The sequence below is a fragment of the Streptomyces sp. NPDC033131 genome (genome assembly GCF_055578365.1).
Map to the genome: position 1 here is coordinate 216359 of NZ_JBVIPA010000005.1, position 12653 is coordinate 229011.

Genomic DNA, 12653 nt, shown 5'->3' on the forward strand with positions numbered 1-12653 from the left:
ATTGCTGACAACATGTCTACGCCGCGGTCGTCCACGAGCCCCACCGTCGAGGAGCAGCCCCATGTCCACCACGATCTCCTTCGAAGTGCCCTCCCCGCGAGGGCCCCGGCCCGTCACCGTCTCCTACACGCGCGCGGGCCGTGGTGAACCGCTGCTCCTGCTGCACGGCATAGGTCACCACCGGCAGGCGTGGGACCCGATCGTGGACATCCTCGCGACCGAGCGCGACGTGATCGCCGTGGACCTGCCCGGGTTCGGGGTGTCCCCCGGTCTGCCCGAGGGCCTGTCGTACGACCTGTCCACGACCACCTCGGTGTTCGGCGCCTTCTGCGAGGCCATGGAGCTCGACCGGCCGCACGTGGCGGGCAACTCGCTCGGCGGCCTGCTCGCCCTGGAGCTCGGCCGCGACCGGCTCGTGAGGTCGGTCACCGCCCTGTCCCCGGCCGGGTTCTGGTCGCAGGCCGAGCGGCGCTACGCCTTCGGCGTACTCCTCGCGATGCGGCGGATCGCCGAACGGATGCCGCTCCCGATGGTCGAGCGGCTGGCGCGCACGGCCGCCGGCCGCGCGGCCCTGACGAGCACCATCTACGCCCGACCGACCCGCCGTTCGCCGGAGGCCGTCGTGGCCGAGACGCTGGCGCTGGCGCGGGCGACGGGGTTCGCCGAGACTCTCCGGTCCGGCACGAGCGTCCAGTTCACCGACGACGTGCCCGGCGTTCCCGTCACCCTCGCCTGGGGCACGAAGGACCGCCTGCTCATCCGGCGCCAGGGCGTACGCGCCAAGCAGATCATCCCCCGGGCGCGGCTGGTGCGGCTGCCCGGCTGCGGCCACTGCCCGATGAACGACGACCCCGCGCTGGTCGCTCGCGTCATCCTCGACGGCAGCCGCTGACACCCCCCTGACAGCCGCTGACGGGCCCGGCCTCGTCCGGTAGCCGGGAGACGACTCGGCTTCCCTCCGCCGAAGCCGGACCGCGCCGACGCGCGTGTCCGGCACGGGCGGGGTACGGCCGGCGCACCACGGCGGCGGGGCGAGCCGGCGCGGCGGCTGGCCGCCTGGCGCCGCGGAGCCCCGCCGGCACGCGAGGACCTTGACGTGCGTCCGCGTCCGGACGGGGGCTCTGCGCCGGATTCCCCGTCCCGCGGTCCGTTGTCCACGTGTTCACTCGTGGTTTCCGTGCGGGCTGAGCCGTACCAGTAATTGTGTCACTGCACACTGGCCGGAACCCGTCCCCGGAGGCGCATCCATGACACACCGTCCGTTCCCGGGCCGCCGCAGCGTCCTGCGCGGCTCCCTGGCCGCCTCGGCGACCCTGACCCTGTCCCCCGCCGTCGGTGCGGCGCCCGCCTTCGCGCTGTCCGGGCGCCCCCGGGCGGGCTGGGGCGTGCAGACGGGAGACGTCACCAGCGACTCGGGGCTCGTGTGGGTGCGTTCCGACCGTCCGGCGCGGATGGTCGTGGAGACGTCCGCCACCGAGTCGTTCCGCAACGCCCGCCGATGGCACGGGCCGCTGCTCGGCGCGGACACGGACTTCGCCGGCACGACCCGGCTGCGCGGGCTGCCGGCCGGCGAACAGATCCACTATCGCGTGCTGCTCGCCGACCCGGACGACCCGCGCCGCACCGGCGAGCCGGTGACCGGCACCTTCCGTACGGCGTCCGACCGGCGACGCGACGGCGTGCGGTTCGTCTGGTCGGGCGATCTGGCCGGGCAGGGCTGGGGCATCAACCCGGAGCTCGGCGGCTACCGCATCTACGAGGCGATGGGCGCCCTCGACCCGGACTTCTTCCTCTGCAGCGGCGACAACATCTACGCCGACGGCCCGCTCACCGAGACCGTGGCCCTGCCGGACGGGCGGACCTGGCGGAACATCACCACCGCGGAGAAGTCGAAGGTCGCCGAGACGCTGGCGGAGTTCCGCGGCAACTTCCGCTACAACCTGCTCGACGAGAACCTCAGGCGCTTCAACGCCCGGGTCCCCTCCATCATCCAGTGGGACGACCACGAGGTCACCAACAACTGGTTCCCGGGGGAAATCCTCGCCGACACCCGGTACACGGAGAAGAACGTCGACGTCCTCGCCGCCCGCGCCCGGCAGGCCTTCTCGGAGTACTTCCCGATCTCGACCCTGCGCCGCCCCGACGGCCGGGTCCACCGGGTGCAGCACCACGGCCCGCTCCTCGACGTCTTCGTCCTGGACATGCGCACGTACCGCAACGCGAACTCGCCGGACAACCAGACCACCGACCCGCAGGGCATCCTCGGCCGCGAGCAGCTGGAATGGCTCAAGCGCGAGCTGGCCCGCTCCCGGGCGGTGTGGAAGGTGATCGCCTCCGACATGCCGCTGGGCCTGGTCGTCCCGGACACCGGCGACGGCAAGCCCCACATCGAGGCGGTCGCGCAGGGCGATCCCGGCGCGCCGCTCGGCCGGGAGCTGCAGATCGCCGAACTGCTGCGGTTCGTCAAGCACCGGCGGATCACCGGCACGGTGTGGCTCACGGCCGACGTCCACTACACCTCGGCCCAGCACTACGACCCGTCGCGGGCCGCGTTCAAGGACTTCGCGCCGTTCTGGGAGTTCGTCTCCGGACCGCTCAACGCGGGCGCCTTCCCGGCGAACGCGCTGGACGGCACCTTCGGCCCGGACCGCGTCTTCGTGAAGGCGCCCACCACGGCCAACGTCTCCCCGGCAGGCGGATACCAGTTCTTCGGCGAGGTCGACATCGACGGGGACAGCGGAGAGATGACGGTACGGCTGCGGGAACAGGACGGCACCGTGCTGTTCACACAGGTGCTCCAGCCGGGCCGGGTCGGCCAGTAACGGGCAGCAGGAGGCCGCAACGGCCACATCAGAATCGTATAAAGAAAAACAAAAGGTACGGAACTATCTTTTACCGATCAGTCACAAAGCGTTCGTGATCACGCAACACCGTTCCTCCACAGTGGCTGCATGACTCGAAAAATGTCCGATGTGACGCGCGCCAAGAACGGTCGGCCCGTCCACCACTGGCGGCGCGACGTGGTCGAACTCGCCGCCCTGTTCACGGCCGTGGCGGTGGCGGACGCCGTGGCGAACCTGGTCGGGCACGGCCCCGACGGCCCCGCGCTGCTGACGATCTCCGCGATCGTCCTGGTCGCCACGGCGGGGTTCCACACATGGTGGTCACGCCGCCACGGTCACGCACCCCCGACGGGCGATACCGGTGCCCGGCCGCTGTCCACCGGGCAGCAGGCCGGGCCGTCCGACCAGGCGTCGGCGACGGAGGACCCGGTGGCCGGGGAGAGCACGCTGTGGCGGATGCGGACCACGGTGAAGGACGCGCCGGGCTCGCTGGCCGCCCTGTGCACGGCCCTCGCCGGGCAGCGCGTCGACATCCTCAGCCTGCAGACGCACCCGCTGGCCGACGGCACCGTCGACGAGTTCCTGCTGCGCGCCCCCGGCGACCTCGCGGGCAGCGAGATCACCCACGCGGTCGCGCTGGCCGGCGGCAGCGACACCTGGATCGAGCGGGCGGACGCCCACGACCTGGTGGACGCGCCGACCCGCGTCCTGGGCCTCGCCGCCCGCACGGCCCTGGACGCGGCGGAACTGCCGCTCGCACTGCGGCAGTTGCTGGGCCGTTGCACCATCCGCTCGCAGCCCGCGAAGCCGGTGGCCGGACGCGGCGAAGGGCCGGAGGCGGTACCCGCGGAAGGGGTCCTGGAGGACACCGTGATGCGGCTGCGGGCGCCGGAGGGCGGAGTGATCACCGTGGAGCGGCCGTACCTGCCGTTCACGCCGACCGAGTTCGCGCGGGTGCGGGCCCTGATGGAGCTGGACGCGCAGCTCGGTCCGCGGGTGCCGCGCAGCCACGACGTGCTGACGCTCCCCGAGGGCAGCGACATCACCGTGCGCCGGGCCGACACGGGCGACCTGGAAGCCGCGAAGGCGATGCACGAGCGGTGCTCGCAGCGCACTCTCGGCATGCGGTACCACGGCCCGGTCGGCGACGCCGACCGCTACCTCAACCACCTGCTCAGCCCCCGCTTCGGCCGGACCCTCACCGTGCGGACCGCCTCCGGACGCGTCGTCGGGCTCGGCCACCTGCTGTGGGACGGGGACGAGACGGAGGTCGCCCTGCTCATCGAGGACGCCTGGCAGCGGCGCGGCATCGGCGGCGAACTCCTCGGCCGGCTGGTGGCGATGGCCGTCGAGGCCGGCTGCGCGAGCGTGTACGCGGTGACGCAGGCGTCCAACACCGGCATGGTCGCCGCGATGCGCGGCCTGGGCCTCCCCCTCGACTACCAGATCGAGGAGGGCACCCTGGTGATCACCGCCCGCCTGGACGCGGCTTCGGCCGCGGCCCGGCCGCCGTACGAGCAGGAGCGGGAGCGGGAGTTCAGCGAGGAGACCGTGCGGGACTAGGCTCCGCGGGCTCTTTGGCCCGGTGAACGGTCCGACAGACCCTGTCGGACCGTTCACCCAGTGCCCGGTCCAGGTCCTCCCACAGGTCCTCGACGTCCTCCAGACCCACCGACAGCCGCAGCAGGCGGTCGCTCACACCGGCGCCACGCCGGTCCTCGACGGCCACGATGCGGTGGCTGATGGACGCCGGGTGCTGGATGAGGGTGTCGACGCTGCCGAGGCTCACGGCCGGGGTGATCAGGCGGACGCCGCCGATGACCTCGTGCGGGTCCCCCTCCGCCTCGAAGGCGATCATCGCGCCGCCGATGCGCGGATAGTGGACGCGGCCGACACGCGGATCGGCCGCGAGGCGCCGGGCGAGTTCGGCGGCGTTCGCGGACGCGGCCCCAACCCGCACCGGCAGGGTCGCGAGACCGCGCAGCAGCAGATAGCCGGCCAGCGGATGCAGCACACCGCCCGTGGCGAACCGGACCTGCCGCAGCCGCCCGGCGAACTCCTCGTCGCAGGCCACGACCCCGGCCATGACGTCCCCGTGCCCGCCGAGGTACTTCGTCGCGCTGTGCAGCACCAGCCTCGCGCCCTGCTCGGCGGGACGCTGGAGGACGGGTGTGGCGAACGTGTTGTCCGCGAGCAGCGGCACCGAGCCGCAGGCGTGGGCGACGGCCCTCAGGTCCACCTCGGCGAGCGTGGGATTGGCCGGGGACTCCACCATCACCAGGCCGGTGTCCGGCCGCAGCGCGTCCGCGATCCCCGCCGGGTCGGTCCAGGTCACCTCGGAGCCGAGCAGCCCGGCGGTGAGCAGGTGGTCACTGCAGCCGTACAGCGGGCGTACGGCCACGACGTGCCGCAGGCCCAGGGAGGACCGCACGAGAAGGACGGCACTCAGCGCGGCCATCCCACTGGCGAACGCGACCGCGGCCCCGGTGCCCTCCAGACGGGCCAGGGCGGTCTCGAAGCGGGCGACGGTCGGGTTGCCGAGCCTCCCGTACACGGGCGGGCCCTCGGGCTCGGCGCCCGTGGTCGCGAAGGCGTCGATCCGGGCGGCCTCGCCGCGGCTGTCGTACGAGGGATAGGTGGTGGACAGGTCGATCGGCGGGGCGTGCAGTCCCTGCCGGGCGAGGTCGTCGCGGCCGGCGTGGACGGCCTCGGTGGCCAGGGCTCTCCTGGCGGTGCGTACGGCGTCGTACGACGACGCCTCCCTGCTCGCTGTGTCCATGACGCAAGGGTGAACACCGGACGGGGCACGGGGTGGATGCCCGTGCTACGTTCGGCCGATGTCCGAATCTGTCGTACTGGATCCGGTGGACCTGCATCTGCTGCGGCTGTTGCAGAACGACGCCCGGACCACCTACCGGGACCTCGCCGCGCAGGTCGGCGTCGCCCCGTCGACCTGTCTGGACCGGGTGACCCGGCTGCGCCGCGCGGGCGTCATCCTCGGCCATCAGCTGCGGCTCGACCCCGCCAAGCTGGGCCGTGGCCTTCAGGCGCTGCTGTCCGTGCAGGTCAGGCCGCACCGGCGGGAGTTGGTGGGTCCCTTCGTGGAGCGGATCCGGGCGCTCGCGGAGTCCCTGACCGTCTTCCACCTCACCGGCCCGGACGACTACCTCGTCCATGTGGCCGTCGCGGACATGACCGACCTGCAACGCCTGGTCATCGACGAGTTCACGTCCCGTCGCGAAGTGGCCCGCGTGGAGACCCGGTTGATCTTCCAGCAGTGGGACTGCGGACCCCTCCTCCCACCCGCTACGCCGTCGGCTCAATCCGGGTGACGTGCGGCGACCCGTCGTACGAGGATGGTCCCCATGTCTGAGACCAAGAGCCCGCTGCCCCGTGAGGTCGCCGACGCCTACGTCGACGAGCTCATCGCCCTCGACCCGGTCACCGGTACGTATCTCGGCGTGAAGGAGAGTTCCAGCAGGCTGCCCGACCTCTCGCCCGCGGGCCAGGAGGCGCTCGCGGAACTCCAGCGGACGACACTCGCGAGGCTCGACGAGGCCGAGCGACAGCCCGGCGCGGACAGTGACATCGAGCGCCGGTGCGCGCGGCTGCTGCGTGAACGGCTCGGTGCGGAGCTCGCCGTGCACGAGGCGGACGAGGGCCTGCGCTCGGTCGGCAACATGGCCACGCCCGCGCACTCCGTACGCGAGGTCTTCACGGTCACGCCGACGGAGACCGACGAGGACTGGACGGCCGTCGCCGAACGGCTGCGCGCGGTGCCCACCGCCCTGGCCGGCTACCGCGAATCCCTCACCCTGGGCCTGGAGCGCAAGCTGTACGCGAGCCCACGCCCGACGGCCACCTTCGTCGAGCAGCTCGCCGAGTGGTCCGACACGGACGGCAAGGGCCGCGGCTGGTTCGAGGACTTCGCGGCGGCCGGCCCCGACGCGCTGCGCACCGAGCTCGACGAGGCCGCCCGCACGGCGACCGCGGCCGTGGCCGGGCTCCGCGACTGGATGCGCGAGGTCTACGCGCCGGCCGTCGAGGGCGCCCCGAACACGGTGGGCCGGGAGCGATACGCCCGCTGGTCCCGCTACTTCAACGGCACCGACCTCGACCTCGACGAGGCGTACGCGTACGGCTGGGCCGAGTACCACCGGCTGCTCGCCGAGATGAAGCAGGAGGCCGAGAAGATCCTGCCCGGCGCCGAGACGCCGTGGGTGGCGCTCGCCCACCTCGACGAGCACGGCAAGCACATCGAGGGCGTAGACGAGGTCCGCGACTGGTTGCAGGGCCTGATGGACCAGGCCATCGAGACGCTCGACGGCACGCACTTCGAACTGGCCGAGCGGGTCCGGAAGGTGGAGTCCCGGATCGCCCCGCCCGGCGGCGCGGCGGCCCCCTACTACACGCCCCCGTCGGAGGACTTCTCACGCCCCGGGCGCACCTGGCTGCCGACGATGGGCCTGACCCGCTTCCCGGTCTACGACCTCGTGTCGACCTGGTACCACGAGGGCGTCCCCGGCCATCACCTCCAGCTCGCCCAGTGGGCGCACGTGGCGAAGGACCTCTCCCGCTACCAGGCCTCCATCGGCATGGTCAGCGCCAACGCGGAGGGCTGGGCGCTGTACGCGGAGCGCCTGATGGACGAGCTCGGCTTCCTCACGGACGCGGAGCAGCGGCTCGGCTACCTCGACGCGCAGATGATGCGGGCCGCCCGGGTCATCGTCGACATCGGCATGCACCTGGAACTGGAGATCCCCGCTGAGTCCCCCTTCCACCCGGGCGAGCGCTGGACGCCCGAGCTGGCGCAGGAGTTCTTCGGTGCGCACAGCAGCCGTCCGGCGGACTTCGTGGAGAGCGAGCTGACCCGCTATCTGACGATCCCGGGACAGGCCATCGGCTACAAGCTCGGCGAGCGGGCCTGGCTGCTCGGCCGGGAGAACGCCCGCGCGCGGCACGGCGACGCCTTCGACCTCAAGGCCTGGCACATGGCGGCTCTTTCGCAGGGCTCGCTGGGACTTGACGACCTGGTGGACGAGCTGTCGCAGCTGTAGCCCTTCCACGCGTCGGCGCCGCTGTCCACCCGCCGAGCCGATCATGTCACCGGTGCCCCGGCCCGCCTCGTCCGTCGCAAGCCGCGCGATGGGACGGGGCGGGACGGGGTGAGCGCCGAGGGGCCGGACCGCACCCGCGGTCAGTCCGGCAGCCGCCGCAGCTGGACAAGTCCCAGCCACGTCTCGGGGCCGGGCCTCACCTGCGCCGCGCGGACGGCGTAGCGGCCGGGATCGAGGACGACCCGCACGTGGTCGGTGCGTGCGGAGGCGGCGCCGGGCCAGGCCGCGTCGAACAGCAGGACCGCGCCGGGCACTTTCCAGTACACCTCCGGCTCCCAGGCCGCCGCGTCGAGCGCCGTCGGCACCTCCGCGAGGAGCGCGGCCTCGGAGTCGGCCGCGGACCACCGTACGAAGGTCTGGTGGTCCGGCAGGTAGGCGGTGGAGGCGGGATCGTCGCCGAACACCAGCGCGGCGCTGTCCCCGACGGGCAGCAGGCCGATGAAGCCGTCCACCTCGCACGCCCGGTCGTAGTCGGACGCCGTCTCGTCCCCGTCGGCTCCCGCCCAGAACGGCAGGACCGTCTCCGGCACCGCTATGAGCGGACCGCCGCCCGACTCCACCCAGTCCACCGTGCCCGGCTCCGCGTATCGCACCATGCGCCAGAACCTACACTCCCGCAAAGTCCACCGGACCGCGGCCTCAGCAGCCGCAGTTCTCCGCGTCCGCCGGCGCGGTCAGCGGATCGGCCGCGCGCCGCCCGCGGCCCTGCCAGGTCTCGAACTCGAAGCCCTCACGCGCCCAGTACTCGAAGCCGCCGAGCATCTCCTTGACCCGGTAGCCGAGTTCGGCGAGGGCGAGGGCGGCCCGGGCGGCGCCGTTGCAGCCGGGACCCCAGCAATACGTCACCACCGGCACGGACTTGTCGAGAAGCTGCTCGGCCTGCTCGGGGATGAGCGCGGTCGGCAGATGGACCGCGCCCGGCACGTGGCCCCGGTCCCAGGACTCGGTGGAGCGGGAGTCGAGGACGACGAAGCCGGGTTCGCCGTCGGCCGCGAGCGCGGCGGCGACGTCGGACACGTCGGCGTGGAAGACGAGGCTCGCCCGGAAGTAGGCGGCGGCCTCGGCCGGAGCGGCGGGGGCGACGCGCAGGACGGCGTCGGCGGTGGTCGTCTCGGGGGTGATGGTCATGTCGAGGCCCTTCCGTGGTCGTTCTCCGTGATCGGAAATCTACGGCCGGTGACCGGGAACCTGAAGTGGCATTCCTCGGCGTAGGCCTTGTCAGGCCGGGGATTCCCCTGCTATTCCTCGGACATGACCGTGTATTCCCCGGACGCCACCGACTGGCGCATCCTCGAGGTCCTCCAGCGGGAGGGCCGGGCGAGTTTCGCCGAGCTGGCCCGTGCCGTGTCCATGTCGCCGAGCGCGGTGACGGAGCGGGTACGGCGGCTGGAGGAGGCCGGCGTCATCAAGGGGTACGCGGCCGTCGTGGACCCCGAGCGGCTCGGCCTGCCGATCCTGGCCTTCGTCCGGCTGCGCTACCCGAACGGCAACTACAAGCCCTTCCACGACCTGGTCGAGGTGACGCCGGAGATCCTGGAGGCGCACCACGTGACGGGCGACGACTGCTTCGTCATCAAGGTCACGGCGAGTTCGATGCGCCATCTGGAAGAGGTGGCGGGCAAGATCGGCGCGCTGGGCTCGGTGACCACGAGCGTCGTCTACTCCTCGCCGCTGCCCCGGCGGCCTGTGGGCCGCTGACGCGGGCGCGGCGCTATCCGGCGCCCCGCTGCCGCAGCACCGACCCCGAGCGCCCCTTCACGACCTCCAGCTGCGCGTGGATGCGCCGTCGCAGGTCGGCGACATGGCTGACGATGCCGACGCTGCGGTCGCGTTCGCGCAGCGAGTCGAGGACGTCGAGGACCTCGTCGAGGGTCTGGTCGTCGAGGCTGCCGAAGCCCTCGTCGATGAAGAGGGTGTCCAGGCGGACCCCGCCCGCCTCGTCGGTGACGACGTCCGCGAGGCCGAGGGCGAGGGCGAGCGAGGCGAAGAAGGTCTCGCCGCCGGACAGCGTCGCCGTGTCCCGCTCCCGGCCGGTCCAGGCGTCGACGACGTGCAGTCCGAGGCCGCTGCGTCCGCGTCCGCTGCGGTCGTCGGAGTGGACGAGGGTGTAACGGCCGGACGACATGCGCTGCAGCCGTACGGTCGCGGCGGCGGCCACCTGTTCCAGCCGGGCCGCCAGCACGTACGACTCCAGCCGCATGCGGCGTTCGTTGTCCGCCGAGGTGCCGGCGGCCAGGCCCGCCAGGCGGGCCACGCGGTCGTACTCCTCGCGCAGGGGCGCAAGGCGTCGTACTCCCGCGGCTGCCCGCGCGGACAGGCGGTCGAGTTCGGTGCAGCGGCGGGCCGCCGCGTCGCGCGCGGAGGCGGACTCGCGCAGCCGCCGGGCCGCGGCGGCCGCGGCCTGTTCCGCCGTGGTGAGGTCGGCCGCGGGCTGCCGGGCGGCGGCCGCGGTGTCGGCCTCGGCGAGGACGGCGCGTACGGCGGCCTCCTCGGACTGCCAGGCGTCCAGCCGTCGTTGCAGCTCGCGGTGGGCCGCCTCGTCGAGGAGGGCGGCGGCCGCGGCCTGCGGGGTGTCGAACCCGGCGCGGAAAGCGGCGTCCGCGAGACGGGCGTCGGCGTCCTTCAGGCGCTGCGCGGTGTCGTCGGCGGCGCGCGCGGTGTCGGCGGCGTCGGTGAGCAGCGTGACCCGCCGCTCCAGCTGCGCGGCCCGTGCGGCCACGCTGCCGGCGGCGCCACGAACCTGCGCCAACTCCTCTTCCAGGGCGGCCCTTTCGCGGTCGAGCCGCTCGCGATGGCCGACCCGGGAGGCGGCTCGGACGGCCGCCTGCTGCCGGGCGGCGGTCCGCTGCTCGTGTTCGGCCTGGGCCCGGCGCAGCTCCTCGTGTGCGGGGTGCAGCACGGAGGCGTCCCGGCGTGCCTGCGCGTAGAGCCGTTCCAACTCGTCGGCTTCCTGCGCGAGTCGGTCTGTGGGCGAGTCGCCGGCTTCCGCGGTGGCGGCGGCCAGTGCCTCTCGCACGACGCCCAGGCGCCGTTCGTCCTCGGCGCGCTGTTCGTCGGCGCTCTGGTAGGCGGCGAGGGCGTTCTCCTCCGCCTCGCGGCCGACGTGCCCGGCGATCTTGCGGGCGGGGGCGGGGTGTTCGGTGGCTCCGCAGACGGCGCACGGCTCGCCGTCGGCGAGGTTCGCGGCCAGTTCGGCGGCGATGCCGTTCAGGCGCTGTTCCTTGAGGTCGAGCCAGCGGGCGCGGGCTTGTACGGCCTGTTCGGCCGAGGCGAGTGCCTGGCGCTGCGCTGCGTCCGTGTCGACCGCGAACCGGTCGCGCTGCCGGGCCGCCCGGAGCCGCCGCTGGGCGGGTTCGCGCTGGACGGCGAGCTGTTCGGCCCTGGCGGCGGCCTCCTGCGCGGACTCGATACGGCTCTGCAGTGCGGCCCGGGTCGTCTCCCACCCGGCGAGCCAGGCCTCGGCCTCCTGCCGGACATCCTCGTCATCCCGCTCCTGGCGTTCCAACGCGGCCCGCTCCGCGACGAGTTCCGCCAGCCGACGCTCGCCGCGACGGGCGGACTCCAGCCCGCCCAGCTCCTCGGCGGCCCGCCGCGCGGCGGCGGCGAGTCCGGCGGCACCGGCGTCGGCGAAAGCCGCCGTCGGCCGGGCAGGCGTGTGCGGGTCGGCACCGGCGTCCCTGGGTCCGGCAGGTGCCTGCCCTTCGCGGAGAACGGCGCCGGGCGGGAAATCCGCCTCGCCGTCTTCGAGAGTGTCCAGCAGCAGGGCACGCGCGCGTGCCTCCGCCGCCGCGGCCCGCCGGTGTTCCGTGTCCGCCGCCTCCCGCAGGTCCAGCGCGGGCGCCACGGCCTCCGCCTTGCGGGCCCGTTCCATGCGCTGCTGGGCCTGGCGGTAGCCGTCGGCGCGCTCCTCCAGCAGGGCGGCCCGGTCCCGCGCGTCGGCGAACCGCTGCTGCAGGCGGGCCAGTTCGCGTACGTCGGCCAGCGTCCGGTCGGCCGCCGCCTGGGCGGACTCGGCGGCCGTGAGGCGGCCGTGGGCGATGGTCAGCTGTTCGCGGACGGTGCTGCGGGCGATCGCGGCCGCACCGAGGACGGCATCGGCCAGGCCGGGCTCGCCCGGCGTCAGCTCCGGCAGCTCCATGGCGGCACCGGCGGCCTGCTGCATGCGGTGCGCGTCGGCGAGCAGCTCGGAGTCCCCGTCACGCACCTGGGTCTCGGTGACGCGGCGGCGTTCGGCGAGCCGCTTCTCCACCTCCGCGAAGCGGTGGGTGTCGAAGAGGCGGCCGAGCAGCCTGCCGCGCGCCTCGGCGTCGGCACGCAAGAACCTCGCGAAGTCGCCCTGGGGCAACAGGACGACCTGGCAGAACTGCTCACGGCTCATGCCGAGCAGCTGGGTGATCTCCTCGCCGATCTCCTGATGGGAGCGGCTCAGGTCCTTCCAGGCGCCGGCCGCCGCGTCGTACTCGCGCAGCCAGCTCTGGGCCTTGTCGAGCGTCGTGCCCGAGCCGCGCTTCTTCGGCCGCGCCCAGGGCGGCTGCCGGGTGACCTCCAACCGGCGTCCGGCGACGGTGAGTTCGAGGCGGACCGCGGTCCGCGTACCGGCCGCGGCGTGGGGGGGGGGGGGGGGGGGGGGGGGGGGGGGCGGGGGAGAGGACCGAGACGAGAAAGGCAAAGAGGGAGACAGGAATCACCAGAG

General features: G+C 73.5%; 10 protein-coding genes. 6 read left to right on the forward strand and 4 right to left on the reverse strand.

Features of this window, described 5'->3' with window-relative positions; translation table 11 throughout:
• The first annotated feature begins 61 nt into the window (after positions 1-61).
• The 3 genes from ACZ5XS_RS09755 (at position 62) to ACZ5XS_RS09765 (ending at position 4406) form a co-directional block, all read left to right on the forward strand.
• A complete protein-coding gene (locus tag ACZ5XS_RS09755) occupies positions 62-892 on the forward strand; it encodes an alpha/beta fold hydrolase (RefSeq protein WP_468649500.1) in 831 nt (276 codons plus the stop codon).
• Positions 893-1247: 355 nt separating this feature from the next.
• Positions 1248-2822, forward strand: coding sequence for an alkaline phosphatase D family protein (locus ACZ5XS_RS09760; protein ID WP_468649502.1), 1575 nt, complete (start codon positions 1248-1250; stop codon positions 2820-2822).
• A gap of 129 nt (positions 2823-2951) precedes the next feature.
• Entirely contained in the window at positions 2952-4406 is a 1455-nt protein-coding gene (locus ACZ5XS_RS09765) for a GNAT family N-acetyltransferase (RefSeq protein ID WP_468649504.1), read from the forward strand.
• On the opposite strand, the gene ACZ5XS_RS09770 is transcribed toward ACZ5XS_RS09765, so the two are convergent.
• Positions 4381-5622 carry a trans-sulfuration enzyme family protein gene (locus tag ACZ5XS_RS09770; protein ID WP_468649506.1) on the reverse strand — a complete coding sequence of 414 codons (1242 nt, stop codon included), beginning with the start codon at positions 5620-5622 and terminating at the stop codon, positions 4381-4383. The two genes, ACZ5XS_RS09765 and ACZ5XS_RS09770, sit on opposite strands and share 26 nt — an antisense overlap.
• 58 nt (positions 5623-5680) lie before the next feature.
• Here ACZ5XS_RS09770 and ACZ5XS_RS09775 point away from each other — a divergent pair, with 58 nt between their 5' ends.
• Both ACZ5XS_RS09775 and ACZ5XS_RS09780 read left to right on the forward strand, forming a co-directional pair.
• Complete coding sequence (locus ACZ5XS_RS09775; RefSeq protein ID WP_468649508.1) at positions 5681-6175, forward strand: Lrp/AsnC family transcriptional regulator; 495 nt, start codon at positions 5681-5683, stop codon at positions 6173-6175.
• A 33-nt stretch (positions 6176-6208) separates the two neighbouring features.
• Complete coding sequence (locus ACZ5XS_RS09780) at positions 6209-7900, forward strand: DUF885 domain-containing protein (protein WP_468649510.1); 1692 nt, start codon at positions 6209-6211, stop codon at positions 7898-7900.
• Between the two features lie 140 nt (positions 7901-8040).
• Here ACZ5XS_RS09780 and ACZ5XS_RS09785 read toward each other — a convergent pair whose 3' ends face one another.
• Complete coding sequence (locus ACZ5XS_RS09785; RefSeq protein ID WP_468649512.1) at positions 8041-8556, reverse strand: immunity 21 family protein; 516 nt, start codon at positions 8554-8556, stop codon at positions 8041-8043.
• A 43-nt stretch (positions 8557-8599) separates the two neighbouring features.
• A complete protein-coding gene (locus tag ACZ5XS_RS09790; protein ID WP_468649514.1) occupies positions 8600-9088 on the reverse strand; it encodes a rhodanese-like domain-containing protein in 489 nt (162 codons plus the stop codon).
• A 123-nt stretch (positions 9089-9211) separates the two neighbouring features.
• Here ACZ5XS_RS09790 and ACZ5XS_RS09795 point away from each other — a divergent pair, with 123 nt between their 5' ends.
• Positions 9212-9658: an Lrp/AsnC family transcriptional regulator gene (locus tag ACZ5XS_RS09795; RefSeq protein WP_468649516.1), complete on the forward strand. Its 447-nt coding sequence runs from the start codon at positions 9212-9214 to the stop codon at positions 9656-9658.
• 13 nt (positions 9659-9671) lie between these two features.
• Here ACZ5XS_RS09795 and ACZ5XS_RS09800 read toward each other — a convergent pair whose 3' ends face one another.
• A complete protein-coding gene (locus ACZ5XS_RS09800) occupies positions 9672-12509 on the reverse strand; it encodes an SbcC/MukB-like Walker B domain-containing protein (RefSeq protein WP_468649518.1) in 2838 nt (945 codons plus the stop codon).
• Positions 12510-12653: the final 144 nt, after the last annotated feature.

Coding starts and splice junctions, on each gene's coding strand:
- ACZ5XS_RS09755 (WP_468649500.1), top strand. CDS start 62: ATGTCCACCACGATCTCCTTCGAAGTGCCCTCCCCGCGAGGGCCCCGG.
- ACZ5XS_RS09760 (WP_468649502.1), top strand. CDS start 1,248: ATGACACACCGTCCGTTCCCGGGCCGCCGCAGCGTCCTGCGCGGCTCC.
- ACZ5XS_RS09765 (WP_468649504.1), top strand. CDS start 2,952: ATGACTCGAAAAATGTCCGATGTGACGCGCGCCAAGAACGGTCGGCCC.
- ACZ5XS_RS09770 (WP_468649506.1), bottom strand. CDS start 5,622: ATGGACACAGCGAGCAGGGAGGCGTCGTCGTACGACGCCGTACGCACC.
- ACZ5XS_RS09775 (WP_468649508.1), top strand. CDS start 5,681: ATGTCCGAATCTGTCGTACTGGATCCGGTGGACCTGCATCTGCTGCGG.
- ACZ5XS_RS09780 (WP_468649510.1), top strand. CDS start 6,209: ATGTCTGAGACCAAGAGCCCGCTGCCCCGTGAGGTCGCCGACGCCTAC.
- ACZ5XS_RS09785 (WP_468649512.1), bottom strand. CDS start 8,556: ATGGTGCGATACGCGGAGCCGGGCACGGTGGACTGGGTGGAGTCGGGC.
- ACZ5XS_RS09790 (WP_468649514.1), bottom strand. CDS start 9,088: ATGACCATCACCCCCGAGACGACCACCGCCGACGCCGTCCTGCGCGTC.
- ACZ5XS_RS09795 (WP_468649516.1), top strand. CDS start 9,212: ATGACCGTGTATTCCCCGGACGCCACCGACTGGCGCATCCTCGAGGTC.